This window comes from Rhodococcus sp. IEGM 1306 (assembly GCF_036541985.1).
GTDB lineage: Bacteria > Actinomycetota > Actinomycetes > Mycobacteriales > Mycobacteriaceae > Rhodococcus_F > Rhodococcus_F qingshengii.
In genome coordinates, this window is sequence record NZ_JAZHFF010000003.1 from 297,836 (window position 1) to 322,868 (window position 25,033).

Below are 25,033 nucleotides of genomic sequence, written 5' to 3' on the forward strand. Positions count from 1 at the left end.
CTACGATCGATACGGACTCAGACCGAAGGGTATCGAAAAATGCTGACCACCACACCTACCGTGCCGGACGAGCGCGCCTGGCAAGAACTAGTCGACGCACTGACCCGTCGCCGATTCGGCATCGGAGCCGGGATGGCAGCGGTAGCAACAATTCTGTCGTCCTGCAGTTCCAGCGACGGTTCAAATGCCTCTGATAACGCTCAAATGCGCACCGTCACCACGCCGTTGGGAACCTACGACATACCGACCAATCCCAAGCGGGTCTTGGCCGTCGACGCCCGAACCGACCTCGAGCTCGCCATTGCCCTCGAACTACCGGTCTTCGGATACAACATCTCACCCGCCACCGAGTGGGTTCCGGTCGACGGCTCGGCCGAATACCTCAGCGACAAGCCCAATCTGGAGCAGATCCTCGGACTCGCACCCGATCTCATCATCTGCGTCAACGCCGACAACGAGTACTGGCCCGCTGCAAAGCTTCAAGCCATCGCTCCAGTCCTGACGACCGAATCGAAGCAAACGTGGCGGGAGAACCTAACCCGCCTCTCCGATTGGCTGGGTCGAACACCCACCATGGATCGCCTGATCACCGACTACGACGCACTGATCACCGACATTCGCTCTCGACACGCTTCGGCGATCGCGGGAAAGACCGTCGCAAGCTTGTCCTACAGTCCGGACAAGGCCACGATCTACATCGACAGCCTTCCCGTGTCGGAGGAAACTGGCAAGAAGAATCGCCAACCCACCGACATGACGCTCGCCGACATCGGCGGAAGAACTTTGAAAACAACCGGTTTCGACAATCAGGGACGGCTGAGCATCGAGGAGATGGATCGCCTTCGCGATTGCGACGCGTTCATGGTTTCCGTCACCGACAGCAGCGACACCACCTTCGATCAACTCTCGGACAACAAGTTGTGGCAACGACTTCCAGCCGTGCAGTCCGGGAACGTCACCGTTCTGCACGGCAGTACGTACTACGGATCCATCTACACCAACACGTACGTAGCCAAGGGCTGGGACGAACTCTATTCGACGCTCGACTAGTCGGACTTGTTCGTAGAGATTCCGGCTGCTCCCGAGCGGTCGACATTTCACGTTTCGAGGTCGATACCCAATGCTCCGGAGAGGGTCCGCAGACAGATCACTCTCAACTCTTCCTGCGGTATCGAAGGTTGATCGAGCCAGTCGAGGCAGACGGCCCGGACGAAAGCGATCCATCCCCGCACTGCGACGGCAGCGATCTGTCTTTTTTCGCCCTCGAATTCCAGTGCGTCGAGGATTCGAATCTGCTGCTGTTCGAGTTCCCGTTCGACGATCGCTCGGATGCCGGCCTCGGCTGAGAGCGTGCCCACGTTGATGGCGCGCACTCCCCTGCTGTGCGACTTCACGTACGCGAAGTACGCATCCAACCCGGCTGCCACTTGTTCGCGCACCGGCAGCGACGCGTCGGGTGCGGTCACCTCGAGCAGGTGCTGCGATTCGCGCTCGACGATTGCGGCGAAGAAGTCTCGCTTGGTCGGAAAATAGTGGTACATCAACCCTCGCGAGACGCCCGCAATCTCGGCAACCTCTTCGATCCACACGTCCTCGTACGAGCGGTCGGCAAAAAGTTGCGCGCCGATGTCGAGCAACTGCGTGCGCCGCTGCTCTCGGTCCAGGCGTTTTCGTGGTGCAACCATAGGCAAGTCAGATTACTACTTGACACCGATTCAGTAAGGCGTACTTTGCGTACTAGACACCAATTCAGTAAGCGATCTCACCCGGGGGACACATCATGAGCGTCGACACCACTCCAGAGGCGACGACCGATGCTCGGATCCCGCATCCGGCGTGGCGCCTGCCAGTTCTCGGCGACGTCCTCGGGATCAACATCCGGACGCCTCTGCAGAACTCCGTGAGCATCGGCCGAGAACTCGGGCCGATCTTCGAAAGAAACGTCCTGGGCAATCGCTTCGTCTTCGCCTCGGGCGCGGACATGGTGGCAGAACTGTCCGACGAGTCCCGGTTCGCGAAACACCTCGCACCCGGGGTCAAAGCTCTACGCGGAATCGGCGGCGACGGACTGTTCACGGCGTACAACCACGAGCCCAACTGGGGCAAGGCGCACAATCTCCTGGCACCGGCGTTCAGCCAGACTGCGATGCGCTCGTACCACCGCACCATGCTCGACGTGGCCGGCGAGTTGGTCGACCACTGGGACAGTCGTGAAAGTGACTCCCCCGTCGACGTCTCCGCTGACATGACCAAGCTGACACTGGAGACCATCGGACGCACTGGATTCAGCTACTCGTTCGACTCTTTCGAACGTGAAGAGCAGCATCCGTTCGTCAAGGCGATGGTCGGCGCACTCTCCCATTCACAACGCACGACGTTCCTGAAGTCGACCGCCCTCGGGCGAGTGCTCGCTCGTCGCGCTGATCAACGTGACGAGGTCCGCAAGGCGTACATGGCCGAGGTTGTGGACGAAGTGATCCGTGCCCGGCGGACAAGTACCGAACCGGGGCCTGAAGATCTCCTCGAACTGATGCTGCGGGCGGCACGCGAAAACGATCCCAACCGTATCGACGAACTGAACATCCGCCACCAGGTCGTTACCTTCCTTGTCGCCGGACACGAAACCACCTCCGGCGCATTGTCGTTCGCGCTCTACTACCTCTCGCAAAACCCTGAGGTGCTGGCCAAGGCTCGAGCCGAGGTCGACAAGGTGTGGGAGGGTGAGGAACCCGCCTTCGAGAAGATCGCGAAACTTCGATATGTGCGACGCGTCCTCGACGAATCGTTGCGTCTGTGGCCGACCGCTCCCGCCTACGGCCGCGCGGCACTCGAAGACACCACGCTCGTCGGCAAGTATCCGATGAAGAAGGGTGATTGGATGCTCGTCCTCATCCCCTCACTTCATCGCGATCCGGTGTGGGGCAACGATCCCGAGGCGTTCGATCCGGATCGATTCTTGCCCGCCAACATCAAAGCCAGGCCGGCGCACGTGTACAAACCCTTCGGGACCGGTGAACGTGCCTGCATCGGAAGACAATTCGCCATTCACGAAGCGGTCCTCGTATTGGGCACCATCTTGCAGAAATATACGATCGAAGCTGATCCGGCTTACGAGTTGAAGGTAGCCGAACGGCTCACCCTGATGCCCGAAGGCTTCAACTTGACGGTCCGCCGACGCTGACCTCGGAAAACTGCGTCGAGTAAGTCGGTTGAACAGTCCCGAATGCGGTAATCCCAGCTGGCAGCAGCAAGCACCGGCGCACTCTGGGAGTTCACATGGCAAAGAGGCCTGCAGTTGGAATCGTTCTACTCTCGGCGGCATTGGCCACGGGAGCGTGCTCGGCAAGCGTCGGGACGCCGCAAGTGGACAAGTCCGAAGTCGCAAGTCAGATCTCCACTCAACTCGCGGAGAAGATCGGCGAGCCACCCGACGACGTGACGTGTCCGGAGAACCTCGACGCCGAAGTCGGCGCATCGATCACGTGCATCCTGACCGAGCAGGGCACCGAATACGACGTCACAGCTACCGTGACCAGCGTTGACGGTGAAAGTGCGAACTTCGATATCAAGGTCGCGGATGTGCCGAACAACTAACTGCTGTGCGCCTTTATTAACCGCCCGCGGTTAATAAAGGCGCACAGCAAGGCGTCAGAGCCGCTCGATAATCGTCGCGTTCGCGGTGCCGCCGCCTTCACAGATGGTCAGCAGGCCGTAACGACCGCCGGTGCGCTCGAGTTCGTTGAGCAGCGTGGCCATCAGCTTGGTACCGGTCGCGCCGAGCGGGTGGCCGAGTGCGATCGCGCCGCCGTTGACGTTGACCTTGGCCGGATCTGCGCCGATTTCCTTGATCCAGGCCAGGACGACCGGGGCAAAAGCTTCGTTGATCTCGACGAGGTCGATGTCCTCAATGCTCAGACCGGCCTTCGCGAGAGCATGCTTCGTGGCCGGGATCGGCGCACTGAGCATGAAGATCGGGTCGTCGCCGCGAGCGCTGAGATGATGAATCCGGGCGCGGGGCTTGAGGTTGTACTTTTCCACCGCTTCCCCCGACGCCAGCAGCAGCGCACTCGCGCCGTCGGAGATCTGGCTGGCCACCGCTGCGGTCATGCGACCGTCTTCGACGAGAACCTTGAGCGTCGCCATCTTTTCGAGGCTGGTCTCGCGGGGTCCTTCGTCGACGGTCGCGTCACCCATGGCGACGATCTCGTTGTCGAAACGACCCGCGGCGATTGCAGCCTTGGCGCGCTCATGGCTCTGCAGTGCCCACTTCTCGAGCTCTTCGCGGCTGATGTCCCACTTCTCGGCGATCATTTCGGCGCCCTTGAACTGCGAGACTTCCTGGTCACCGTAACGCTCGGTCCAACCGACCGAACCCGAAGTCGGCGTGTCGAATCCGTACTGTTGACCGACGATCATCGCTGCCGAGATCGGAATCTGGCTCATGTTCTGAACGCCGCCGGCAACGATCAGATCCGCGGTGCCCGACAGGATGGCCTGAGCACCGAAGTGCACTGCCTGCTGGCTCGAACCACACTGACGGTCGACCGTCACACCGGGTACGTGCTCCGGGAATCCCGCTGCGAGCCAGGACATGCGGGCGATGTTGCCGGCCTGGCCGCCGATGGCGTCGACGCAACCGAAGATCACGTCGTCGACGTCACTGGGATCGATACCGGTGCGCTCGACCAGTGCCTTGACGACGTGCGCACCGAGATCGATGGGGTGCACGCCGGACAGCGCGCCGCCCCTCTTGCCGATCGGTGTTCGAATGGCGTCGACGATGTAAACCTCGGACATAGCGTTAGCTCCTAGTTTCGTTGTGCAGCAATAGTTCTTGAAGTTGATTCAGCAATAGCGTCTGAAGTTGTTGCCGGATCGGATAGCCCGTCGAGCACGATCGCGAGATATTGAGCCGCGACGGCGTGAGCCGAGAGGGATCCACCCGGGCGGTACCAGCGAACCGCGACCCACACGGTGTCGCGCATGAAGCGGAAGACCAATTCGACGTCGATGTCGGACCGGAAGGTCCCGTCCGCGACGCCGGCTTCGAGGACGCCGACCCACAGGTCCCGGAACTCGGTGTTGCGCTCGGCCAGGTAAGCGAAGCGCTCGTTCCCGACGAGGTGCTTGACCTCGTCCTGGTAGATCGCAACAGCCGAATGTGAGGCGTCGATGGCCTCGTACGAAGTCACGACCAGCGCTTCGAGCGTCGCGCGACTGTCCAACCCCGCCGCGACGATCTCGCGGTATTTTCCGAAGAGTTCGTCGAGGAACTGGTGCAGGATCTCGTCGACCATCGACTCCTTGGAATCGAAATGGTGATACAAACTGCCGGAGAGGATCCCGGCGGCGTCGGCGATATCGCGGACCGTCGTCGCGCGCACTCCGCGATCGGCGAACAGCCCGGCCGCGATCTCGAGCAGCTCGTCGCGGCGCCCTGACTTGCCGGTTGATTCGTCGGAATTTCGAGGTGGCGTCATGTATTCAATCCTATCCAGGGCCCTCCCCTGTGCGCGGTCAGCGAGTCCAGGGACTCCTTAACCGCGCACGGGGACGCTAGGCCCTCTGCGAAGAAACGGAGACGATCTCGCCGGTCATGTAGGTGGAGTAATCGCTGGCGAGCATCGCGATGACCGTTGCGATCTCCCAGACCTCCGCGGCGCGGCCGTAGGCCTCACCGGAAGCCAACTGGTCGAGCAGTTCCTCACTGGTGACCTTCGCCAGAAACGCATGACGCGCAATGGAGGGCGAGACCGCGTTGATCCGGACTCCGTACTCCGCTGCTTCGATGGCGCTGCACCGAGTCAGTGCCATGACGCCGGCCTTGGCTGCGGCGTAGTGCGCCTGTGAATGCTGCGCGCGCCAACCGAGAACGGACGCGTTGTTCACCAGAACACCGCCGTGCGGAACGCTCTTGAAGTACCGCAGCGCGGCGCGTGTCGAACGGAAGGTGCTGTTGAGGGTGATGTCGAGAACGCGATCCCACTGATCGTCCGTCATGTCGACGACGGGAGTCTCACCGCCCAGGCCTGCGTTGTTGACGACGATGTCGATACGCCCCAGCTTCTCGGCCGCGCCGACGAACAGCGCGTCGACCTGCTCGGTGCTGGACACGTCGCAGATGATCGACTCGACCTGCTGACCGGGGAATTCGGCCTTCAGCTTCTCCACCGTCTCCCCGAGCCGACGCTCGTGGAAGTCGGAGACGAGAACGTCGCCGCCCTCGAGAAGCACCCGGCGTGCAGTTGAGAAGCCGATGCCGGTTCCGGCTGCGGCGGTGATGATCGCCTTCTTGCCCGCGAGCAGTCCGTGGCCCGGGGTTTCCTCCGGCGCAACGGAAAGCGGGGACGCGGCTTTGGTGTCAGACATTAACGAGCCTCTCGGGGAAGACCGAGCACGCGCTCGGAAATGATGTTGCGCTGAATTTCGTTGGAGCCGCCGTAAATCGTGTCGGCGCGGGTGAAGAGGAAGAGGCGCTGCCACTCGTCGAGCTCGAGATGCTCGGGATCGGTGATGTCCGAGGCATTGCCTTCGGAATCGGCCCACGGTGCAACCAACGACGACGCACCTTGCACGTCCATCGCCAGCTGTCCCAGATCACGATGCCAGTTGGCCCACAACAGTTTTGCGACGGACGCTTCTCCGCCACCGGTTCCGGCGTCGACCGCGTCGAGAGTACGCATCGCGTGGGCGCGCATCACGCGCAGTCCGACCCACGCACGGGCGATCTTTTCGCGGATGTGCGGATCCTGGTCACTGCCATTGGCTTTCGCCAGGTCGACGACGCCTTGGAGCTCGCGGGCAAATCCGATCTGCTGTCCGAGCGTGGACACACCGCGCTCGAAGGTGAGCAGCCCCATCGCGATCTTCCAGCCCTCGCCGGGTTCCCCGACCACGAGATCGGCGTCGGTGACGGCGTCGTCGAAGAAGACCTCGTTGAACTCCGATGTGCCGGTGAGCTGCTGAATGGGCCGAACTGTCACACCGGGCTGATCCAACGGGACCAGCAGGAAGCTCAACCCCTGGTGACGCTTGGAGCCCACCTCGGTGCGGCAGACCACGAAGCACCACTGCGCGACGTGAGCGAGTGAGGTCCACACCTTCTGGCCGTTGATGATCCACTTGCCGTCTTCGAGGCGTGCGGTGGTGGAGACGTTCGCGAGGTCGGAACCGGCGCCGGGCTCGGAGTAGCCCTGCGACCACAGTTCGCTGACCGTGTTGATTCCAGGAAGGAATCGGTGCTTCTGCTCGTCGGTGCCGTACGCGATCAGCGTCGGGCCGAGCAGCTCTTCACCGATGTGGCTGACGCGAGCGGGCGCACCGGCCTTCGCGTACTCCTGATGGAAGATGACCTGCTGGGAGATGCTTGCTCCCCGCCCGCCGAACTCCTTCGGCCACCCGAGGCACGTCCACCCCGACGCTGCGAGGTGCTTGTCCCACTCGAGTCGTTGCTCGAAGAACTCGTGCTCACTGCCGGGGCCGCCCTTACCCTTGAGCTGGGCGAATTTGCCCGTCAAGTTCTCGGCCAACCACTGCGCGACCGTGGCCGCAAACTCGTCGTCCGTCATCTGCCCGTCCGGGCTCTCGCTCTGGTCCACATATGTAAGATAACCTACCAAGCACTTGCTAGGTAGCGTGTCAGGTAGGAGTCCAGTGACCGAACAACCGAGAACCATCCCATCAGCCCTCATCCGGGCCGCCGAGGAGTTCGGTGAGCGCGCGGCTATCGCCGATGGCGACACCCGACTGACCTTCGCACAGCTACATCAGCGCGTCCGCGATTTCGCCGGCGCACTGATCAACCGCGGGGTGAAGGCAGGCGACCGCGTCGTCATCTGGTCGCCCAACACGTACCACTGGGTGATCGCCCTGCTCGGCGCTCAGTACGCCGGAGCAGCCATCATCCCGATCAACACCCGATACACCGGCACGGAAGCGCTCGACATCATCGAGCGCGTCGACGCGGCTGCCCTGGTGGTCGTCGGCACGTTCCTCAAGGCCGATCGGTACCAGCAGTTGCTCGACGCCAACCCGGACCTGTCGATCCCCACCGTCATCCAGGTACCGATCGACGGGAACGACGACCGTGACGGCGTCATCGAGTTCGAGGACTTCCTCGCGCTCGCCACCGACGCCGCTCGCACCGAAGCCGACGCGCGTGCTGCGAAGGTACAGCCCGACGACGTCAGCGACATTCTCTTCACCTCCGGCACCACGGGACGTAGCAAGGGTGCGATCACCGCGCATCGTCAGTCCATCGCCGTCGCGAAGTCGTGGGGTGAATGCGCCGAGGTCACCGCCGACGACAACTTCCTCATCATCAGCCCGTTCTTCCACACCTTCGGCTACAAGGCCGGAATCCTGGTCTGCCTGTTGAACGGTGCGACGATCGTGCCGGTGTCCGTCTTCAACATCGACGACACCCTCGCGCTGGTCAACAGCGAGAAGATCAGCATCCTGCCGGGCGCCCCGACGATCTACCAGACCATCCTCGATCACCCCCGCCGCAGCGAATACGACCTGTCCTCGCTCCGCATCGCGATCACGGGCGCAGCACCCGTGCCGGTTGCTCTCGTCGAGCGCATGCAGGCAGAGCTTTTCGACGCCGTCCTCACGGCATACGGTCTGACCGAAGCCGTGGTTGCGACCATGTGCCGCACCGACGACGACCCGGTCACCGTCTCCACCAGTTCCGGCCGCGCGACAGCCGATTTCGAGGTCAAGATCGGCGATCAGGGTGAGATCCTGCTTCGTGGACCGAACGTCATGCTCGGGTATCTCGACGACCCCGAATCCACCGCCAAGGCAATCGACGCCGACGGCTGGTTGCACACCGGAGACGTCGGAACCCTCGACGAGCGTGGGTATCTCGACATCACCGACCGTCTGAAAGACATGTACGTCAGCGGCGGATTCAACGTCTACCCCGCCGAGATCGAGGGCATGTTGGCTCGCCTGCCCGGCGTCCACGAGTCTGCCGCCATCGGCATCCCCGATCACCGGATGGGCGAGGTGGGCCGCGTCTACATCGCCCAACTCGACGGTGCCGGCCTCACCGAAGAGTCGGTGATCGCCTTCCTCAAGGAGAAGATCGCCGGCTTCAAGGTGCCCCGCGAAGTACGCTTCGTCGATCACCTGCCCCGTAACCCTTCAGGCAAGGTCCTCAAAACGGTTCTGCGCGAGGAACAGTCATGACCGTTCCTTTCGAAGCCGACGTCGTGACCTACGAGGTTCGTGACTCGGTCGCCGTCGTGACGTTGAATCGCCCCGACTACCGCAACGCCCAGAACTCGGTCGTGACGTACGCACTCGACGCGGCTTTCCAGCGCGCCGTCGAGGACGACGACGTGAAAGTGATCGTCCTGGCAGGCAACGGACCTCACTTCAGCGCCGGACACGATCTGGGAACTCCGGGACGCGACCATCACGTCGAGTACGAGAACAAGGCCACCATGTGGTGGGATCACGTCGACAAGCCCGGCGGTGACCAGCGTTTCGCCCGCGAGATGGAGGTCTACCTGGGCATGTGCCGTCGCTGGCGGGAGATCCCCAAGCCCACCATCGCGATGGTGCAAGGCGCCTGCATTGCCGGTGGGCTCATGCTCGCCTGGGTCTGCGACATGATCGTCGCGGCCGACGACGCCTTCTTCTCCGATCCCGTTGTCCGCATGGGCATCCCCGGCGTCGAATACTTCGCGCACCCGTGGATGGTCGGGTCACGTTTCGCGAAGGAAATGCTCTTCACCGGCGATCGCTTCACCGCGCAACGCGCCTACGAAATCGGCATGGTCAATCGCGTCGTCGCCCGCAAGGATCTCGAGAAGGAGACGTTCGAGCTCGCCGGACGTATCGCCGAGATGCCGCGCTTCGGACTGGCTTTGACCAAGAAGGCCGTCAACCAGTGCGAGGACCAGATGGGGATGCGCAACGGCATCGACTCCGTCTTCGGTCTGCATCACTTCGCTCACGCTCACAACGCCGAGGTCGGCAAAGACTCGCTTGGTGGTCTCGACGCCAAAGCCATGGCTGCCAGTGCTCGCGCACCGCAGGAAGGAACAAACTAGTGGATCTCGTATTCGACGACGCCACAACCGCATTCCGTGACGAGGTTCGCTCGTTCCTGGAAGCGAATGTGCCCGCGACTCCCCTGAAGTCGATGGATACCGCCGAAGGCTTCGAAGAGCACCGTCAGTGGGAGCACACTCTCGCCGACGCCGGCTACGCCGTCGTCTCCTGGCCCAAGGAACTCGGCGGACGCGATGCGTCCCTGCTCGAATGGGTCATCTTCGAGGAGGAGTACTACCGCTCGGGCGCGCCCGGCCGCGTAAGCCAGAACGGCATCTTTTTGTTGGCTCCCACACTGTTCGAGCATGCAAATGCCGAGCAGTTGGCTCGCATCATGCCGCGCATGGCTCGTGCCGACGACATCTGGGCCCAGGCCTGGTCCGAGCCCGAATCGGGTTCCGACCTCGCCAGCCTGCGTTCGAGTGCGAAGAAGGTCGACGGGGGCTGGCTGCTCAACGGTCAGAAGACGTGGAGCTCACGCGCAAGCTACGCGGACTGGGGCTTCGGCTTGTTCCGCTCCGATCCGGATGCGCAGCGCCACAAGGGCATCACGTATTTCATGTTCGACCTCCGATCGAAGGGCGTCACCGTTCGCCCGATCGATCAGCTCGACGGCGAGCCCGGCTTCGCCGAGATCTTCCTCGAAGACGTCTTCGTTCCGGACGACCCGGCCAACCCCGGCGAGTCGGGTGTGATCGGCAACGTCAACGAAGGTTGGCGCGTCGCGATGAGCACCGCGAGCAACGAGCGCGGCCTCTCGCTGCGCAGCCCCGGCCGTTTCCTCGCCACCGTCGACCGCCTGCTCGAGCTGTACAAGTCCAGCGGACGAACCGATGACAGCGCTCTACGTAACCAGGTTGCCGACGCCTGGATCGGTGCTCGCGCCTACCAGCTCAACACTTTCGGTACCGTCACCCGGCTCGCCGACGGTGGACAACTCGGCGCCGAGTCCTCGATCAACAAGGTCTTCTGGTCCGAGTGGGATATCGCCACCCACGAGACCGCTCTCGAACTGCAGGGCCCGGAAGCCGAGCTGGCCGACAACTGGATGGACGGATACCTGTTCTCCCTGTCCGGCCCGATCTACGCAGGCACCAACGAGATTCAGAAAAACGTCATCGCCGAGCGTCTGCTCGGCCTACCGAAGGCGGACCGATGAGATTCGCGCTCGACTCCTCCCACCAGGACTTCGCTGCAAGCATCGATGCACTGCTGACCAAGTCCGACATGCCCTCCGTCATCCGCTCCTGGAACGACGGTGACACCGAGCCGGGCAAGAAGCTCTGGCAGCGCCTTGCCGAGACCGGTGTCAACGGCCTCGTCATCTCCGAAGAACACGACGGACTCGGCGCCGACGCCGTCGACCTGGTCGTTGCTCTCGAACAGCTCGGTCGGCACGCAGTACCCGGACCGGTTGTCGAGACGATCGCCGTGGCACCGACGCTCCTGGCTTCCGTTGCACCGGAACGTCTCTCTGCTCTCGCCGAGGGTTCGCTGGCAACCGTCGCTGCTCCCCCACACACACCGTTCGCACTCGATGCCGATGCGGTGGATCTGGTTCTGCTCGTGCAGGACGGCTCCGTATCACTCGGCGTCCCTGGCGAAGCCAAGGCATCGGTGGATCTCTCCCGCAAGCTCTACGAGGTTTCCGCCGGCGAATCGCTGGGCTCCGCCGACTTTTCGGCCGCCTTCGACATGGGTGCTCTTGCCACTGCCGCGCAGTTGCAGGGTCTCGGCCAGACACTGCTCGAGGTCACCACCGAATACGCGAAGCAGCGCAAGCAGTTCGGCAAGGTCATCGGACAGTTCCAGGCAATGAAGCACCACCTGGCGGAAGTTGCCGTTTCGCTGGAAATGGCTCGTCCCCTGCTCCACGGTGCCGCTCTGTCGGTTCGCGATCAGTCGGCCGACGCTTCCCGTGACATCTCGGCGGCCAAGGTCGCGTGCGGGGATGCTGCGTACAAGGCCGCTCGCGTCGGACTCCAGGTTCACGGCGCCATCGGCTACACGATGGAACACGATCTCTCCTTGTGGCTCACCAAGGTACGAGCACTGCTCACCGCGTGGGGCACACCGTCCGAGCACCGCGCACGCGTCGTCGAAGCTCTGGTTGCATCATGAGCATCGACACCGAAGACCAGGCAGCACTGCGCGCGTCGGTACGCGATCTCCTGAGCAAGCATTCCGACTCCGCTGCCGTCCGCGCTGCCATCACCACAGAGATCGGCTACGACGCCGCCCTGTGGAGCAAGCTGTGCGAGCAGATCGGCGTCGCCGCGCTGGCGATTCCCGAGGAGTTCGACGGCGTGGGAGCAGGTTTGGGTGAGGTACACGTGGTCCAGGAGGAACTGGGCCGCACGCTGACCCCGTCACCGATGCTGGGTTCGGCGATTCTTGCCGCACAGGCACTGCTGCTTTCCGGTGACAACGACGCATGCTCGCGACTGTTGCCCGGTGTCGCATCCGGCGAGAGCACGCTGGCTTTGTGCTGGGCAGGTGCCACAGGTTGGAGCACCTTCGGCGTCGAGGCAACCGAGGATGCGTTGACAGGCACGGCGTCGTACGTCCTCGACGGCCACGTCGCAGACACCCTGCTCGTTCTGACAGCCGACGGGTTCTACGAAGTGGATCCCGCGGCCGAGGGCGTCTCCCGCCGACGCGTCCCCACCATGGATCCCACGCGAACGCTGGCAGAGGTCACGTTCTCCGGTGTTCGCGGTCGTCCACTGCAGTGGTCCGAAGATCTGGTCGATCGCATCCGAACCGTCGTTCTGATCGCGTTGTCCGCGGAACAGGTCGGAGCGGCCGCGGCGATCGTCGAACAGACCGTCGAATACACCAAGTCGCGCAAGCAGTTCGGCCGCGCGATCGGTTCCTTCCAGGCCCTCAAGCACCGGATGGCCGACATGTACACGTTGGTCGAGACGGCGCGGTCGATGACGTACGCCGCCGTGGCGACGCAGTCGGCGGACGACGCGGCGGTAGCGAAGGTGTACTGCTCGGAAGCGTTGCAGCAGATCACCTCCGAAGCGGTTCAGTTGCACGGCGGAATCGCGATCACCTGGGAGCACGACGCTCAGCTGTACTTCAAGCGTGCACACGGCAGCGCTCAGCTCTTCGGACAGCCGAGCACCTACCTGCCGAGCCTCGCGCAGGCAGCGGGTCTGTAGGACGCCTCGGTGCTTGTTCGCTCGGGATTTCGAGTGAACAAGCACCGACGCCGCCCAGTCAGTGGAATGATCCGCAGATTTATGGGGCTCGATCACGCAGAATCGATCACCAGACAGCTGTCCATCTCACAGACCGGAGTTTTCTCGTGAATCGATTCGACGACAAGCGCGTCCTCATCAGCGGCGCAGGATCCGGAATCGGCCAGGCCACCGTTGCCCGCATCCTGGCAGAAGGTGGCACCGTCGTCGCCGCCGACATTTCCGAGACCGGCCTCGAACAGACATTGAACGCTGCGAAGGACGCAGGCCATGCCGATCGCCTGACCACGGTGAAGGTCGACATCTCCAGCGAAGAGTCTGTTCGCGAACAGGTCGGCGCTGCGATCAAGGCTCTGGGCGGTCTCGACGTGCTGGTCAACGCGGCGGGCATTCTGCGCTCCGCGCACACCCACGAGATGACACTCGATTTCTGGAACACCGTCATCGGGGTCAACCTCACCGGAACATTCCTCATGACGAGGGAGTCCCTGCCGGCACTGCTCGAAAGCGGAGCAGGCGTCGTGGTCAACTTCAGTTCCACGTCGGCCACGTTCGCCCACCCCTACATGACGGCGTACGCAGCGTCGAAGGGTGGAATCCAATCCTTCACGCACGCACTCGCTCTCGAGTACAGCAAGCAGGGCCTCCGCGCCGTGTCCGTCGCACCCGGCAGCATCGCTTCGGGCATGACGTCCGATCCCGGCTTCCCGGCCGACATCGACTTCACGCTGCTCGGCAAGCTGGCGCCGGCAATCGGCGAGGGTTTCGCTCCCCCGTCCGCGGTCGCCGGCGTGATCGCGATGCTCGCCTCCGAAGACGGCTCGTTTGTCACCGGAACGGAAATCCGCATCGACGGCGGCACGCATATGTGACCACTTGCTGTGCGCCTTTATCAACCCCCGGCGGTTAATAAAGGCGCACAGCAGTGAGGCGGCATACTTATCTGGTCGCGCGGAACCGGTCCGGCGGTACGGAGTGCGGTGGGGAGCCAGCGGTGAGCGAATCAACAGGCAGTACGAACCTCGAGCCTGTGCTGATCAGTCCTGTTGTCGGCGGAATGATTCGCACGTGGTCCGAGGACGAGACCCGCTTGTGGAGCGTCGACGATCCCGCCGCGCTCGGCGCACTGCTCGGACAGGGCCTCGTAGCTCGCACCGCCTTGCCGGACAACAAGTTCCGAGAAGTTGCGTTTCTGAATCCCCAGACCCAGACCCTCACCGTGCAGCCGCGCTTCGCCTCACAGGACAGCGCTGCCCTCGCCGCACCGTTCGAGCTCACCGCCGCGACTGCCCCGACCGGCGGCGCCTGGGAAGATCTCGAGGCGGTACTCGCCTCCATCGCGATCTCCGCAGCTGGACGCGGCGAATTCTGGCTCGCGGAACTCGGCGGGTGGGATTCTCCGCACGAGCCGAACTGCCTCTTCACGACCGTCGACGAATCGGGACTGGCCAACGCAGTCATGGAAGCCACCCCCGCACCCGTGGGCACAGGCGTCTGGCCGGAGGTTCCACACGGACAAGCCGGTGTTTCGGTTTCGGCACCAGCTTCACAGGACACCATCGAGGCTGCCGGAATCTTCGCGGTATCGGCCATCGAGACGTGGGGCGTCACTCCGTGGGACATCAACCTCACCTTCGGCAAACTGGTTGATTTCGCCTGATCAACGGCACCGACACGCGGCGGTGAGTTGTACGTCTCCCCTCAGCCGACGGCTCACGGTTCGTCACAACACGCCCGATGGCCACGACATCAGCCCCCTCGATGGGCATACTGAGGGAACTGGGGTTACTCCCGGTCACAAATACCCGTGGATCCGCGTCGGGGCGGGTGCGGTCCGACAACACGCGAGCAGCCACAGACACTGGCAGCTCCGAAAGGTTCAATCATGGCAACCGACCAATTACAGACGGTTGTATTGCACGGCGACCAGCTCAAATACGTCGACCAAGGCAGTGGCCCCGTTGTGGTGCTCATTCACGGCCTACTGGGCGCGCACTCCAACTGGGAGCCGCAGATCGAGACGCTCTCGCGCCACTACCGCGTCATCGCTCCTGATCTATTCGGACACGGCGCGTCGGACAAGCCTGCCGGCGACTACTCACTCAGTGCTCACGCCGCCACCGTTCGTGACCTCCTCGAAGCCCTCGATATTCCGTCGGCCACCCTCGTCGGTCACTCCCTCGGTGGTGGGATCGCGATGCAGACGCTGTACCTGTTCCCCGACCGGGTGGAGCGGCTGTGCCTGGTGGCCAGCGGCGGACTCGGCCCCGAGGTAAGCCCACTCCTGCGCGCGGCGACTCTGCCCGGCAGCGAACTGGTACTTCCCGTTCTCGCGTCCAGGACGCTGACCGACGTGACGGACAAAGCGCTCGGACTTTTCAACAAGATCGGCCTGTTCAAGCTCGGTGCCAGCGCGAGTGAGGCCCGTAAGAGCTTTGCTTCGGTATCGGACGCGTCGACACGTCAGGCATTTCTGGCGACCGCGCGATCGGTCATCAACTACAACGGCCAAACCGTCAATGCCACTCCGCATTTCGCCAACTTCAAGAACCTGCAGGCACTACTGGTGTGGGGCGAGGAAGACACCATCATCCCCAACGCCCACACCGAGAACGCTCGCGCCGAACTACCGCTGGGGCGGGTGGAAATCTTCAAGCGCGCCGGGCATTTCCCGCACCTTGACTATCCGGATCGCTTCGACCGCGTCTTCTCCGAATTCATGACGGACTGCGGAGTCGGTATCGGCACCGGACCCAAGGCCGTCAGCAGCTAAATTAGCTCCCCGCAACCAGCTCTTCGAGGTAGCTCGCCACCCCGTCCTCGTCGTTCGTGGGCAAAATTCGGTCGGCGAGCTCGATGACCTCGGCTCTGGCGTTGGCCGGCGCCAGAGCCGTTCCGGCCCAGGTCAGCATCGCAACGTCGTTGAAGGCGTCACCGGCCGCGGCCACTTCCGACGCGTCGATGCCGTCGATCGCGCACAACTGCGCGAGAGCGCTGGCCTTCGAAACGCCCGCTGCAGCCATTTCCATGTACGGAGCCCCGGAGTGGGTCAACTCCACACCCTCGATGCCCGCAGCGACCGCAGTTCGGTACAGGTCGGCGCTGGGAACCTCGGCATGCCGGGCCACGATCTTGACCATCGGCTCCACGTCCAGCGGCAGCGTATCGGCGAGCACCATCTCGTGCAGGTGCCGGTGATGGTCCGCGAACTCGCACAGAGCGGCATACTCCGGCTCGGCAAAGAACTGCGTGGGTCCGACGTTCGCGAACACGACGCCCGGAATCAGAGCGCGAACCTGCTCCATAGCCGTTGCAGCCAAGGATGTTTCGATCGAAATGGTGTCGACGATCTCCGGAGTCCCGTCCGCCAGGTCGAGAATGACAGCTCCGTTGGCACACACAGCTTTACCGCGAAATCCGCACGAGCTCGCCAACGTGTGTACCGAATGCCTGGCCCGGGCCGTCGCCCAGACAACTTCGATCCCCGCGAGCCGCGTGCTCTCCATGGCCTGCGCGGTTCGCGCCGAAATCGTTCGGTCGGAGCGCAGCAGGGTGCCGTCGAGGTCGGTTGCGAACATACGAATACGGGTCACCAGACAATGATGGCAGTCCGTTCGCAGCCCTCACCAACTACGTGGCATGGGCCGTTGCTCTGTCAATTACTTGCTTGGGCCTCCAGAAGGTGCCGACGCATCTCACCGAAGACCACACCCAGCCGCTCGACATCTCGCGGGCTCAGCAGGTCGAACATGCTCTCCCGTACAGCGGCCACGTGCGCCGGGCTTGCCGACGCCAGTTTCTCGGCACCCAAGTCGGTCAGCTCCGCATTAGCGCCCCTCTTGTCATCGACACACTCGACCCGGCGCACCCACCCGGCACCGACCAGGCGATTGACGGCCCTGGTCACACCACTTCGCGTAGCCATAACAGCGTCGGCGAGCTCACTCATGCGCAGTTGCCGCCCGGGCGCTTCGGCGAGAGCGACCAGCAGTTCGAAATCAGTGAAGGAAATGTCGGAGTCTCGCACCAACTGCTGATCGAGAACACGCTGGAGCAGTCGGGTCGAGTCCAGGTAAGCCCGCCAGGCCGTTTGCTCCGAGTCGCTCAACCACCGCGTCGATTCCATGGCGCCAGCATAGCTGAAGTAGTTGACAACAAAATCAAATGATCTATTCTCAATGTAGTTGATCAGTCAACTACCTGTTCGAAGAGAAGGTTCAACCGGGAGGCGGGCGCCATGAGCGACAACAACGCAGTGCAGTTCGACAACGCAGCGCAGTTCGAGGAACGCCGTGCCGAGATCAGAGATCGACATCTGATCCCCGCTGACAAACGACCATCATCGATGGCACGCGGGCTGCACCATACTGCCCTGATCAGCAGTGACGTCGAGCGAACCGTGACGTTCTATCAAGATCTCCTCGGCTTCCCGCTCACCGAATTGATCGAGAACCGTGACTACCCCGGGTCGTCGCACTTCTTCTTCGACATCGGTAACGGCAACCTCCTGGCCTTCTTCGACTTCCCGGGTCTCGACGTGGGCCCGTACCAAGAAGTACTCGGCGGCCTCCACCACATCGCGATCAGCGTCGAACCTGCCAAGTGGGCAAAGCTGCGCACCCAACTGACCGAGGCCGGCGTCGAACTGATCGAGCACAGCGAGGTTTCGTTGTACTTCCGCGATCCCGACGGCGCTCGACTCGAGCTGATCGCCGACCCACTCGGCGAGATGTACGGCAGTCACGTCCTCTGAAAACTTGCTCTCCCCACACCACTCGGAAGGCACACCATGACCTCCACTCTGTCGCAGCCGAACCTCGATATCCGTCGATCGGGCGATCGCTTCAAGTCCAATGCCGGCTGGCTGGACTCGAAGCACTCCTTCTCGTTCAGCAATCACTACGACCCGAAGAACACTCACCACGGCCTTCTCCTGGTCAACAACGACGACATCGTCACGCCGGGAATGGGATTCGACACCCACCCACACCAGGACATGGAGATCGTCACCTGGGTCCTGAGAGGCTCTCTCGTGCATCAGGATTCGATGGGTCATTCGGGTGTCATCTACCCCGGCCTCGCCCAACGGATGAGCGCCGGAACTGGCATCCTGCATTCCGAGAAGAACGACTCGTGGCGACTCGGTGACGTGGCCGGCACGCATTCCGCCAAGCACAGCGACCCGGTTCACTTCATCCAGATGTGGGTTGTCCCCGATGAAGCCGGAATCACCCCCGGCTACGAACAGTTGGAGATCGACGCCGAATTGCTCGCCGGTGGACTGGTTCCCGTCGCGTCTGGCATGGACGCGTACGCCGATCACTCGGCAATCCGGATCAAGAACAAGTACGCCGCTATGCACGTCGCCCGTCTGCAACCCGGACAACCTGTGACCCTGCCGGATGCACCGTTCCTGCATGTTTTTGTCGCCGACGGTCAGGCCGCCATGGAAGGCGTCGGCGTGCTCGAAGAAGGTGACGCGGTACGCGTATCCGGCGGCGGAGGTCAGCAGGTCAGCTCCGATACCGGGGCTGAGGTTATCGTCTGGGAAATGCACGCCACCGTTTCGCAAGGATGACATGAAGTCCTTCTCGTACGACGCTTCACCGGCTCGAATTGTCTTCGGTCAAGGGACGATCGACACGATCGCCGAAGAAGTGCGGCGGCTCGGCCGTAGTCGAGTGATGGTGCTGGCAAGTCGTCGGTTGAACGCGGTTGCCGCCGCCGTCACCGCATCCCTCGGCGACATGGTGGTGGCCCGCTTCGACGGCGCTGTGATGCATACCCCGATCGAAGTCACGACAGCTGCGCTGAAACTTGCCGAGAGCCATCACGTCGACGTCGTCGTCGCGATCGGCGGCGGGTCGGCAACCGGGTTGTCCAAGGCACTCGCACTACGAGCGGGGTTCGATCAGATCATCGTTCCGACGACGTATGCGGGATCAGAAGTCACTCCGGTGTTGGGTGAAACGGAGAACGGACGCAAGACAACTCGCTCGTCGCCCCACATCAGACCGGAAACCGTCGTCTACGACGTCGACCTCACCCTCGATCTGCCGCTCGGCACCACCGTCACCAGCGCCGTCAACGCGATGGCGCACGCCGTTGAAGCGTTGTATTCAGCCGAGTCCAATCCGATCACCGACTCGATGGCGATCGAAGCGATCTCCGGGATCGCCCGTGCGCTGCCGAGCATTGGCGATGATCCGAAAAATCTGGAAGAGAGGGCCGAACTGCTGCAGTCGGCCTGGTTGGCCGGAACCTGCTTGGGCACAGTCGGTATGGGGCTTCATCACAAGGTGTGCCACACGCTTGGCGGCAGCTTCGGTTTGCCGCACGCCCCTACCCACACCGTTGTCCTCCCCCACGCAATGGCGTTCAACGCGTCTGCCGTCCCGGAAGTCATGTCGCGAATAGCGACTGCCCTGGGTGTATCCGATGCCGCTACCGGCGTTTTCGACCTCGTCACCGCGTGCGGCGGACCGACGTCTCTGCGAGAACTGGGAATGCGTCACGATCAAATCGAAAAGGCAGTCGAACTCGCCACCTCCGCCGCCTATCCGAACCCGCGTGAGATCACCGCGGCAGGCCTGAACGAACTCCTCGATAACGCCTGGTCCGGGCGTCGACCCGCCATCGGGTGAGAACAAATCAGGCAGTACCGCCACGAGGCCTGACGTGTTCGAAGATCAGGATCGTCTCGGTCGCAGCAACCGCCGGGTGTGCCGAGAGATTGTTGACGACGAAGTCACGCAACTGCGCCGAATCCGTCGTCGCGACGTGCAGCATGTAGTCGTCGACACCGGCAACGAAGTACACGTTGAGGACGGAGTCCAGCTTGGCGAAGTCGTCACCGAGCCGGTTGAGGTGCGACCGTGCGTTGGCCTGCAATCGAACTGCGATCATCGCCTGCAGATCCATTCCGAGAGCGGCGGGGTCGATGTCCGCGTGAAATCCCCTGATCACACCGTTGTCCACCAAGGCGCGCACACGGCCGAGGCATGTCGACGGCGCAATTCCCGCGATCGCGGCCAGCGCATTGTTCGGAATCCTCGCGTCTTTCGCCAGCTCTTCGAGCAGAACCCGGTCGACCTCGTCCAACTTCACGGCGGCCCGAACATGCTTCGGCGAGGCGGCCGTCTGAATACCAATTTTTGAACTTTCGCGCACCATGGATACAGCCTAGAGAATTATCTTCACTTCTCTTCACTATCTGGCGACGAAACTTCATGCTTGGCACCTGCCATTCGAAGAAACAACAGACTCAGTTCGGAGCCGTGTCATGAAGGTCGGAATCCCCCGCGAGATCAAAAACCACGAGTACCGCGTGGCCATCAGCCCAGCAGGCGTCCACGAACTGGTCGGCCGAGGGCACGAGGTCGTCATCGAAACGGGCGCAGGCGTCGGCTCCTCGTTCAGTGACGAGGATTTCAAGGCCGCGGGCGCACAGATCCTCGGATCTGCCGATCAGGTCTGGACGGACGCAGATCTACTCCTGAAGGTCAAAGAACCTATTGCAGAAGAGTATTCGCGGCTCCGCAAGGATCAGGTGCTCTTCACCTACCTTCACCTGGCGGCGTCGAAGGAATGCACCGACGCACTTCTGGCGTCGAAAACCACCTCCATCGCCTACGAAACCGTTGTCGGTTCCGACGGTTCACTGCCCCTCCTCGCCCCGATGAGCGAAGTAGCCGGACGCCTGGCACCGCAGGCCGGCGCCTACCACTTGATGCGTCACGGCGGCGGACGCGGAGTTCTGATGGGCGGCGTTCCCGGAGTGCGCCCCGCCAAGGTCGTGGTGATCGGTGCGGGAGTCTCCGGTAAGAACGCCATCGCCGTGGCCTACGGCATGCAGGCCGACGTCACCGTTCTCGATCTGTCGATCGCGCGCCTGCGGGAAATCGACGAGCTGTACCACGGCCAGGTCAAGACCATCACCTCCAACAGCCTCGAACTGGAACAGGCAGTGCTCGACGCCGACCTTGTCATCGGCGCCGTGCTGGTCCCCGGGGCGAAGGCTCCCACTCTCGTGTCCAACAGCCTGGTGGCGCGCATGAAGCCGGGCTCTGTCCTGGTCGACATCGCCATCGATCAGGGCGGCTGCTTCGAGGATTCGCACGCGACCACGCACGCCGATCCGACGTACCAGGTACACGGTTCGGTCTTCTACTGCGTTGCGAACATGCCCGGAGCCGTACCCCGTACGTCCACCTACGCACTCACCAACGCGACGCTTCCGTACGTCGTCGCATTGGCGGACAAGGGATGGAAGGACGCGGTCGCCACAGTTCCCGGTCTGGGGTCAGGACTGAGCACACACGACGGTCTACTCCTGTCCGACAGTGTTGCAGCGGCGCACGGGTACTCGGCTACGACTCTCTGACCCTGGCGACTCTGACCCAGGCGAGGAAAGCTCGAGATCGCTAGCCTTGATCCATGAGCAATCCTGACATCACGCTGAATTCCGGAACCACGATCCCGCAACTCGGCCTCGGAGTCTGGCAGGCCACCAACGACGAAACCGAGCATGCAGTGCGGTTCGCACTCGACGAGGCCGGCTACCGGCACATCGACACTGCCGCCGCCTACGGAAACGAAGAGGGCGTCGGACGAGGTATCGCCAACTCGTCCGTCGCACGAGAGGACATCTTCCTCACCACGAAGCTGTGGAATGCAGATCAGGGCTACGAGCCGGCATTGAAGGCTTTCGACAGCAGTATCGACAAGCTCGGCGTCGACTACGTCGATCTCTACCTCATCCACTGGCCGCTGCAGGACAACGACCGACTCCTCCGCACGTGGGAAGCGCTCGAAAAGATCGCGGAATCGGGCCGTGCCAAGGCAATCGGGGTGTGCAACTTCGAGCCGCATCATCTGCAGCTCCTCGTCGATCGCGGCGGAATGTTGCCCGCCGTCGATCAGGTGGAACTGCATCCGCACCTCACGCAGCACGCTATTCGCGACAAGGCCGCCGAGCACGGGATCAAGGTCGAATCGTGGAGCCCACTCGGCGGTACCAGCAACGCAGGTTGGGGTAAGGCGTCCAAGCCCAACACCCTGCTCACCGACCCGATCATCACTCGAATCGGTGATCGCCACAGCAAAACTGCCGCGCAGGTCCTGATCCGCTGGCACCTTCAGAACGGCCTGATCGTCATCCCGAAATCCGTACACGATGCTCGGATCGCTCAGAACATCGACGTATTCGACTTCGAACTCACCGATCTCGATCTGAGCGAAATCGACACGCTCGACGACGGTACCCGCGTCGGAGCGCATCCCGATGAGCTCAACATCGGTGCGCCGAGCTGATCAAGCCGCTCGTTTGGTGGGGCGAAGCGCATCGAGTCCGTTTCGCCTCACCATCGTTCCGAGGGTCTTCCACCACGGCCGAGCCGGATCCGGCTCGCTTCCGTCGCCCATTCGGTGCAATTGATCGGTGTGCCACTGCAGGTCGAGTGCACCGTCGAGCATCGAGATGTCGGCAACCTTCCCCAACAACTTCCGCGCGCCGAACTCCACAGTCGGGACGTTCAATCGTTCCCGATCCGATTCCAGGAGAACGGTTGCCGCGTCCGGGATCGTGATCGTCGGCCGGCCGAGACCGATAACATCGCACGCGCCGGAAGCGAGTGCCTCGACCATCGCCGACCGCGAGCGGAAGCCGCCGGTGACCGCCAAGGGAATGTCGCCGGCAATCGCTCGGACTGTCTCGGCATACTCGAGGAAATATGCCTCTCGATCGCGAGTGCTCTGCTTCTGCGCTTTACCCATCATGGCCGGCGATTCATAACTGCCACCGCTGATCTCGATGAGATCGACGGATTCTTGGGTCAACGCGCGCACTACTTCTCGCGACTCGTCTTCCGAGAACCCGCCGCGCTGGAAATCAGCCGAGTTGAGTTTGACCGACACCGCGAATCCCGGCGCAACGGTAGAGCGTATGCGCCGAACGATCTCGATGAGAAAGCGTCGTCGACGCTCAGGATCTCCGCCCCACTCGTCCGTCCGCTGATTGGACAACGGCGAAAGGAACTGCGCAACAAGATAACCGTGCGCTGCGTGTATCTGCACGCCACCAAATCCGGACGACTCGGCGATGCGAGCAGTTTCCGCGAACTTGTCGATGATCTCGCCGATCTCGGCAGTCGAGAGTTCTCGCGGCGTCGCCATGCCCGGAATTTTCAGCGCGATCGCGCTGGGGGCGACCGGTCGACCTCTGCTGGCAATCGGGTTGGATTGTCGCCCTGGGTGGTTCAGCTGCATCCAGATCTCGGCGCCGCCGTTCTTGGCAGTCTTGGCCCAGGAAGTCAGCGCTTCGGCATCTCGATCGTCGTCGACGACGACGTTGCCCGGTTCGGCGATCTGCGTTCGATCGACCATGACATTGCCGGTGATCAGCAACCCGAACCCGCCACTGCCCCAACGCCCGTACAACGTTTCCAAGCGGGTGGACGGTCCGTGTGCCCGGTCACCCAGGGCCTCGCTGAGCGCCGCTTTCATGGTCCGATTCCGCAGGATCTGCCCGCAGGGCAAAGTCAACGATTCTCCGAGCGTGGTCATGGATGCCTCTCGCGACGAATAGGGAAAGAAGGTCAATGGCGGGGCGCAGAACCGAAGTGCCGCTTGGTATCGCGCACGAAGCTCGAGAAGATCAGTGAGTTGACCGGTAGGCCACCGCGTACCGCGAGCGACAGCTTCGGACGCGGCGAGAATGCAAAGGTCCACTGCAGTCTCGAGCCGACTGCCAGTTCGTCGACGCGATAGTCCTCGGCAAAGGATTGGAACAGCGGCACATTCGATTGTTCGACGTAAAACGAGTGCCGACGCGTTTCGTCGTCCCAGGTGATGAACTTTTCGCGCATCTGCATTGCACCGCCGCCCACCTCCGCGATTCGTCGCGTGCCGACACCGTACGGGCGAGGCGAGGTGTAGTGAACTTTGGTGAGCAGCCGGCACCACGACAACGGTTCGTCCGCGGTCAGACCAGCCCAGACGTCATCCGGTTGGGCGGTGAGGTCGATCGAATACGTGAAGATATGCGGTGCCGTGTCGAAAAAATCGGCACCGACCGGTTCGAGGTCGAACCAATGTGTCATCGCCTACTCCTGCCCAATTAGCCGTTACATGAAGTTACGGATACTTGACGACCGAAGTCAACCCCCGAAGGCTCAGTTGGACCGAGCTTCAGAGCGCGAGAGCCCCTGCAGCGAAGCGATGACCTGTTCGAGCGGCTCGATACTTCGAGTCGTCTGGCACACCGCCACTGCACCTTCGACCGACGTGATCGTCAGGTTTGCCATCGATTTTGCCTGCGCTGCAGGATAACCCGCAGTTTCGAGTTGCGATTCGATCAACTTCTGCCAACCCAGCATGACCTCAGCCGACACTTCCGCGACTTCGGGTTCACTGGCACGCGCCAACCCGCCGGCAATCACCGGGCAGCCGATCGCAAAGTCCGAGCGCGTGAGATTGAGCCGCCAGATGTCTCCGACCGCTTCGATCACGTCGGCTGTGGAACCGGTAGCCGCGGCCGAGCTGATTCGCCTGGTGATGATCGCACCGGCCGCGCGTACGGCTTCGACCATCAGCTCGGTCTTACCGCCTGGAAAGTGATGGTAGATCGACCCTCGAGGCGCGCCACTGTGCTTGATGACGTCACTGAAGGACGTCGCGTCGACGCCGTTGCGACTGATCAATTCGACCGCACTGCGAATCATGCGATCACGTGAGCTCAGCTCTGCCATGTCACTGATCCT

The 25,033-nt window shown here is 62.6% G+C and carries 27 protein-coding genes; 16 read left to right on the forward strand and 11 right to left on the reverse strand.

Going from position 1 to position 25,033, the window contains the following annotated elements; all coding sequences use genetic code 11:
• Window positions 1-39 precede the first annotated feature (39 nt).
• Complete coding sequence (locus tag V3587_RS10930; protein ID WP_283376572.1) at window positions 40-1,050, forward strand: ABC transporter substrate-binding protein; 1,011 nt, start codon at window positions 40-42, stop codon at window positions 1,048-1,050.
• A 47-nt stretch (window positions 1,051-1,097) separates the two neighbouring features.
• Here V3587_RS10930 and V3587_RS10935 read toward each other — a convergent pair whose 3' ends face one another.
• Complete coding sequence (locus tag V3587_RS10935) at window positions 1,098-1,685, reverse strand: TetR/AcrR family transcriptional regulator (protein WP_124568848.1); 588 nt, start codon at window positions 1,683-1,685, stop codon at window positions 1,098-1,100.
• A 95-nt stretch (window positions 1,686-1,780) separates the two neighbouring features.
• On the opposite strand from V3587_RS10935, the gene V3587_RS10940 reads away from it, so the two are divergent.
• Entirely contained in the window at window positions 1,781-3,181 is a 1,401-nt protein-coding gene (locus V3587_RS10940) for a cytochrome P450 (RefSeq protein WP_283376571.1), read from the forward strand.
• Window positions 3,182-3,276: 95 nt separating this feature from the next.
• Window positions 3,277-3,594 (forward strand): DUF4333 domain-containing protein, encoded by a 318-nt coding sequence (locus V3587_RS10945; RefSeq protein WP_124568850.1) that lies wholly within the window; start codon window positions 3,277-3,279, stop codon window positions 3,592-3,594.
• Window positions 3,595-3,648: 54 nt separating this feature from the next.
• Here the strand turns inward: V3587_RS10945 and V3587_RS10950 are convergent, their stop codons facing one another.
• The 4 genes from V3587_RS10950 to V3587_RS10965 all read right to left on the reverse strand — a co-directional run bounded on the left by V3587_RS10950 (window position 3,649) and on the right by V3587_RS10965 (window position 7,598).
• Window positions 3,649-4,797 (reverse strand): acetyl-CoA C-acetyltransferase, encoded by a 1,149-nt coding sequence (locus tag V3587_RS10950; protein ID WP_283376570.1) that lies wholly within the window; start codon window positions 4,795-4,797, stop codon window positions 3,649-3,651.
• Between the two features lie 11 nt (window positions 4,798-4,808).
• Window positions 4,809-5,480 (reverse strand): TetR/AcrR family transcriptional regulator, encoded by a 672-nt coding sequence (locus V3587_RS10955; RefSeq protein ID WP_095970970.1) that lies wholly within the window; start codon window positions 5,478-5,480, stop codon window positions 4,809-4,811.
• A 76-nt stretch (window positions 5,481-5,556) separates the two neighbouring features.
• Window positions 5,557-6,369: an SDR family oxidoreductase gene (locus V3587_RS10960; RefSeq protein ID WP_003945582.1), complete on the reverse strand. Its 813-nt coding sequence runs from the start codon at window positions 6,367-6,369 to the stop codon at window positions 5,557-5,559.
• A complete protein-coding gene (locus V3587_RS10965) occupies window positions 6,369-7,598 on the reverse strand; it encodes an acyl-CoA dehydrogenase family protein (RefSeq protein ID WP_200313777.1) in 1,230 nt (409 codons plus the stop codon). Before V3587_RS10965 ends, V3587_RS10960 begins: the two co-directional genes overlap by 1 nt.
• Window positions 7,599-7,653: 55 nt before the next feature.
• Between V3587_RS10965 and V3587_RS10970 the strand changes: the two genes are divergently transcribed.
• The 8 genes from V3587_RS10970 (at window position 7,654) to V3587_RS11005 (ending at window position 16,047) form a co-directional block, all read left to right on the forward strand.
• Window positions 7,654-9,195, forward strand: coding sequence for a FadD3 family acyl-CoA ligase (locus V3587_RS10970; RefSeq protein WP_095970969.1), 1,542 nt, complete (start codon window positions 7,654-7,656; stop codon window positions 9,193-9,195).
• Window positions 9,192-10,064, forward strand: a complete 873-nt coding sequence (locus tag V3587_RS10975; RefSeq protein ID WP_019746945.1) for an enoyl-CoA hydratase — start codon at window positions 9,192-9,194, stop codon at window positions 10,062-10,064. Before V3587_RS10970 ends, V3587_RS10975 begins: the two co-directional genes overlap by 4 nt.
• Window positions 10,064-11,224 carry an acyl-CoA dehydrogenase family protein gene (locus V3587_RS10980; RefSeq protein ID WP_007734181.1) on the forward strand — a complete coding sequence of 387 codons (1,161 nt, stop codon included), beginning with the start codon at window positions 10,064-10,066 and terminating at the stop codon, window positions 11,222-11,224. The genes V3587_RS10975 and V3587_RS10980 overlap by 1 nt, the downstream gene beginning before the upstream one ends.
• Complete coding sequence (locus tag V3587_RS10985) at window positions 11,221-12,186, forward strand: acyl-CoA dehydrogenase family protein (RefSeq protein ID WP_124568853.1); 966 nt, start codon at window positions 11,221-11,223, stop codon at window positions 12,184-12,186. Before V3587_RS10980 ends, V3587_RS10985 begins: the two co-directional genes overlap by 4 nt.
• On the forward strand, window positions 12,183-13,235 hold the full coding sequence (locus V3587_RS10990; RefSeq protein ID WP_095970967.1) for an acyl-CoA dehydrogenase family protein: 1,053 nt from the start codon (window positions 12,183-12,185) through the stop codon (window positions 13,233-13,235). The genes V3587_RS10985 and V3587_RS10990 overlap by 4 nt, the downstream gene beginning before the upstream one ends.
• A gap of 146 nt (window positions 13,236-13,381) precedes the next feature.
• The gene (locus V3587_RS10995; protein WP_283376569.1) at window positions 13,382-14,146 is read left to right on the forward strand and encodes an SDR family NAD(P)-dependent oxidoreductase; all 765 of its coding nucleotides are present in this window, start codon (window positions 13,382-13,384) and stop codon (window positions 14,144-14,146) included.
• Between the two features lie 122 nt (window positions 14,147-14,268).
• Entirely contained in the window at window positions 14,269-14,934 is a 666-nt protein-coding gene (locus V3587_RS11000; protein WP_283376568.1) for a hypothetical protein, read from the forward strand.
• A gap of 225 nt (window positions 14,935-15,159) precedes the next feature.
• Window positions 15,160-16,047 carry an alpha/beta fold hydrolase gene (locus tag V3587_RS11005; RefSeq protein WP_003945464.1) on the forward strand — a complete coding sequence of 296 codons (888 nt, stop codon included), beginning with the start codon at window positions 15,160-15,162 and terminating at the stop codon, window positions 16,045-16,047.
• Window position 16,048: 1 nt separating this feature from the next.
• Here V3587_RS11005 and V3587_RS11010 read toward each other — a convergent pair whose 3' ends face one another.
• A complete protein-coding gene (locus V3587_RS11010; RefSeq protein WP_283376567.1) occupies window positions 16,049-16,867 on the reverse strand; it encodes an HAD family hydrolase in 819 nt (272 codons plus the stop codon).
• Window positions 16,868-16,929: 62 nt separating this feature from the next.
• A complete protein-coding gene (locus V3587_RS11015; RefSeq protein WP_095970964.1) occupies window positions 16,930-17,400 on the reverse strand; it encodes a MarR family winged helix-turn-helix transcriptional regulator in 471 nt (156 codons plus the stop codon).
• Between the two features lie 111 nt (window positions 17,401-17,511).
• Between V3587_RS11015 and V3587_RS11020 the strand changes: the two genes are divergently transcribed.
• From V3587_RS11020 to V3587_RS11030, 3 genes are read left to right on the forward strand one after another with little or no spacing between them, the layout of a single operon-like run.
• Window positions 17,512-18,027 (forward strand): VOC family protein, encoded by a 516-nt coding sequence (locus tag V3587_RS11020; protein ID WP_283376566.1) that lies wholly within the window; start codon window positions 17,512-17,514, stop codon window positions 18,025-18,027.
• A gap of 36 nt (window positions 18,028-18,063) precedes the next feature.
• A complete protein-coding gene (locus V3587_RS11025; protein ID WP_283376565.1) occupies window positions 18,064-18,852 on the forward strand; it encodes a pirin family protein in 789 nt (262 codons plus the stop codon).
• A 1-nt stretch (window position 18,853) separates the two neighbouring features.
• Window positions 18,854-19,918: a maleylacetate reductase gene (locus tag V3587_RS11030; protein ID WP_283376564.1), complete on the forward strand. Its 1,065-nt coding sequence runs from the start codon at window positions 18,854-18,856 to the stop codon at window positions 19,916-19,918.
• A gap of 7 nt (window positions 19,919-19,925) precedes the next feature.
• On the opposite strand, the gene V3587_RS11035 is transcribed toward V3587_RS11030, so the two are convergent.
• Window positions 19,926-20,447 carry an Lrp/AsnC family transcriptional regulator gene (locus tag V3587_RS11035; protein WP_019746936.1) on the reverse strand — a complete coding sequence of 174 codons (522 nt, stop codon included), beginning with the start codon at window positions 20,445-20,447 and terminating at the stop codon, window positions 19,926-19,928.
• 109 nt (window positions 20,448-20,556) lie between these two features.
• Between V3587_RS11035 and ald the strand changes: the two genes are divergently transcribed.
• Complete coding sequence (gene ald / locus V3587_RS11040) at window positions 20,557-21,657, forward strand: alanine dehydrogenase (protein WP_019746935.1); 1,101 nt, start codon at window positions 20,557-20,559, stop codon at window positions 21,655-21,657.
• 53 nt (window positions 21,658-21,710) lie between these two features.
• Window positions 21,711-22,586 carry an aldo/keto reductase gene (locus V3587_RS11045; protein ID WP_095970959.1) on the forward strand — a complete coding sequence of 292 codons (876 nt, stop codon included), beginning with the start codon at window positions 21,711-21,713 and terminating at the stop codon, window positions 22,584-22,586.
• On the opposite strand, the gene V3587_RS11050 is transcribed toward V3587_RS11045, so the two are convergent.
• From V3587_RS11050 to V3587_RS11060, 3 genes are all read right to left on the reverse strand, one after another.
• Window positions 22,587-23,837 carry an NADH:flavin oxidoreductase/NADH oxidase family protein gene (locus V3587_RS11050; protein WP_166810708.1) on the reverse strand — a complete coding sequence of 417 codons (1,251 nt, stop codon included), beginning with the start codon at window positions 23,835-23,837 and terminating at the stop codon, window positions 22,587-22,589.
• A 32-nt stretch (window positions 23,838-23,869) separates the two neighbouring features.
• Window positions 23,870-24,373 carry an SRPBCC family protein gene (locus tag V3587_RS11055; protein WP_095970957.1) on the reverse strand — a complete coding sequence of 168 codons (504 nt, stop codon included), beginning with the start codon at window positions 24,371-24,373 and terminating at the stop codon, window positions 23,870-23,872.
• A gap of 72 nt (window positions 24,374-24,445) precedes the next feature.
• On the reverse strand, window positions 24,446-25,021 hold the full coding sequence (locus tag V3587_RS11060; protein ID WP_095970956.1) for a TetR/AcrR family transcriptional regulator: 576 nt from the start codon (window positions 25,019-25,021) through the stop codon (window positions 24,446-24,448).
• Window positions 25,022-25,033 lie beyond the last annotated feature (12 nt).

Excerpts from the sequence above, each read along its gene's own strand:
- V3587_RS10935 (WP_124568848.1), bottom strand. The coding sequence starts at position 1,685 with ATGGTTGCACCACGAAAACGCCTGGACCGAGAGCAGCGGCGCACGCAG.
- V3587_RS11035 (WP_019746936.1), bottom strand. The coding sequence starts at position 20,447 with ATGGTGCGCGAAAGTTCAAAAATTGGTATTCAGACGGCCGCCTCGCCG.
- V3587_RS10960 (WP_003945582.1), bottom strand. The coding sequence starts at position 6,369 with ATGTCTGACACCAAAGCCGCGTCCCCGCTTTCCGTTGCGCCGGAGGAA.
- V3587_RS11025 (WP_283376565.1), top strand. The coding sequence starts at position 18,064 with ATGACCTCCACTCTGTCGCAGCCGAACCTCGATATCCGTCGATCGGGC.
- V3587_RS10950 (WP_283376570.1), bottom strand. The coding sequence starts at position 4,797 with ATGTCCGAGGTTTACATCGTCGACGCCATTCGAACACCGATCGGCAAG.
- ald (WP_019746935.1), top strand. The coding sequence starts at position 20,557 with ATGAAGGTCGGAATCCCCCGCGAGATCAAAAACCACGAGTACCGCGTG.
- V3587_RS10940 (WP_283376571.1), top strand. The coding sequence starts at position 1,781 with ATGAGCGTCGACACCACTCCAGAGGCGACGACCGATGCTCGGATCCCG.
- V3587_RS11005 (WP_003945464.1), top strand. The coding sequence starts at position 15,160 with ATGGCAACCGACCAATTACAGACGGTTGTATTGCACGGCGACCAGCTC.
- V3587_RS11050 (WP_166810708.1), bottom strand. The coding sequence starts at position 23,837 with ATGACCACGCTCGGAGAATCGTTGACTTTGCCCTGCGGGCAGATCCTG.
- V3587_RS11055 (WP_095970957.1), bottom strand. The coding sequence starts at position 24,373 with ATGACACATTGGTTCGACCTCGAACCGGTCGGTGCCGATTTTTTCGAC.
- V3587_RS10975 (WP_019746945.1), top strand. The coding sequence starts at position 9,192 with ATGACCGTTCCTTTCGAAGCCGACGTCGTGACCTACGAGGTTCGTGAC.
- V3587_RS11020 (WP_283376566.1), top strand. The coding sequence starts at position 17,512 with ATGAGCGACAACAACGCAGTGCAGTTCGACAACGCAGCGCAGTTCGAG.
- V3587_RS10985 (WP_124568853.1), top strand. The coding sequence starts at position 11,221 with ATGAGATTCGCGCTCGACTCCTCCCACCAGGACTTCGCTGCAAGCATC.
- V3587_RS10930 (WP_283376572.1), top strand. The coding sequence starts at position 40 with ATGCTGACCACCACACCTACCGTGCCGGACGAGCGCGCCTGGCAAGAA.
- V3587_RS10990 (WP_095970967.1), top strand. The coding sequence starts at position 12,183 with ATGAGCATCGACACCGAAGACCAGGCAGCACTGCGCGCGTCGGTACGC.
- V3587_RS11015 (WP_095970964.1), bottom strand. The coding sequence starts at position 17,400 with ATGGAATCGACGCGGTGGTTGAGCGACTCGGAGCAAACGGCCTGGCGG.
- V3587_RS11045 (WP_095970959.1), top strand. The coding sequence starts at position 21,711 with ATGAGCAATCCTGACATCACGCTGAATTCCGGAACCACGATCCCGCAA.
- V3587_RS10955 (WP_095970970.1), bottom strand. The coding sequence starts at position 5,480 with ATGACGCCACCTCGAAATTCCGACGAATCAACCGGCAAGTCAGGGCGC.
- V3587_RS10945 (WP_124568850.1), top strand. The coding sequence starts at position 3,277 with ATGGCAAAGAGGCCTGCAGTTGGAATCGTTCTACTCTCGGCGGCATTG.
- V3587_RS11030 (WP_283376564.1), top strand. The coding sequence starts at position 18,854 with ATGAAGTCCTTCTCGTACGACGCTTCACCGGCTCGAATTGTCTTCGGT.
- V3587_RS11060 (WP_095970956.1), bottom strand. The coding sequence starts at position 25,021 with ATGGCAGAGCTGAGCTCACGTGATCGCATGATTCGCAGTGCGGTCGAA.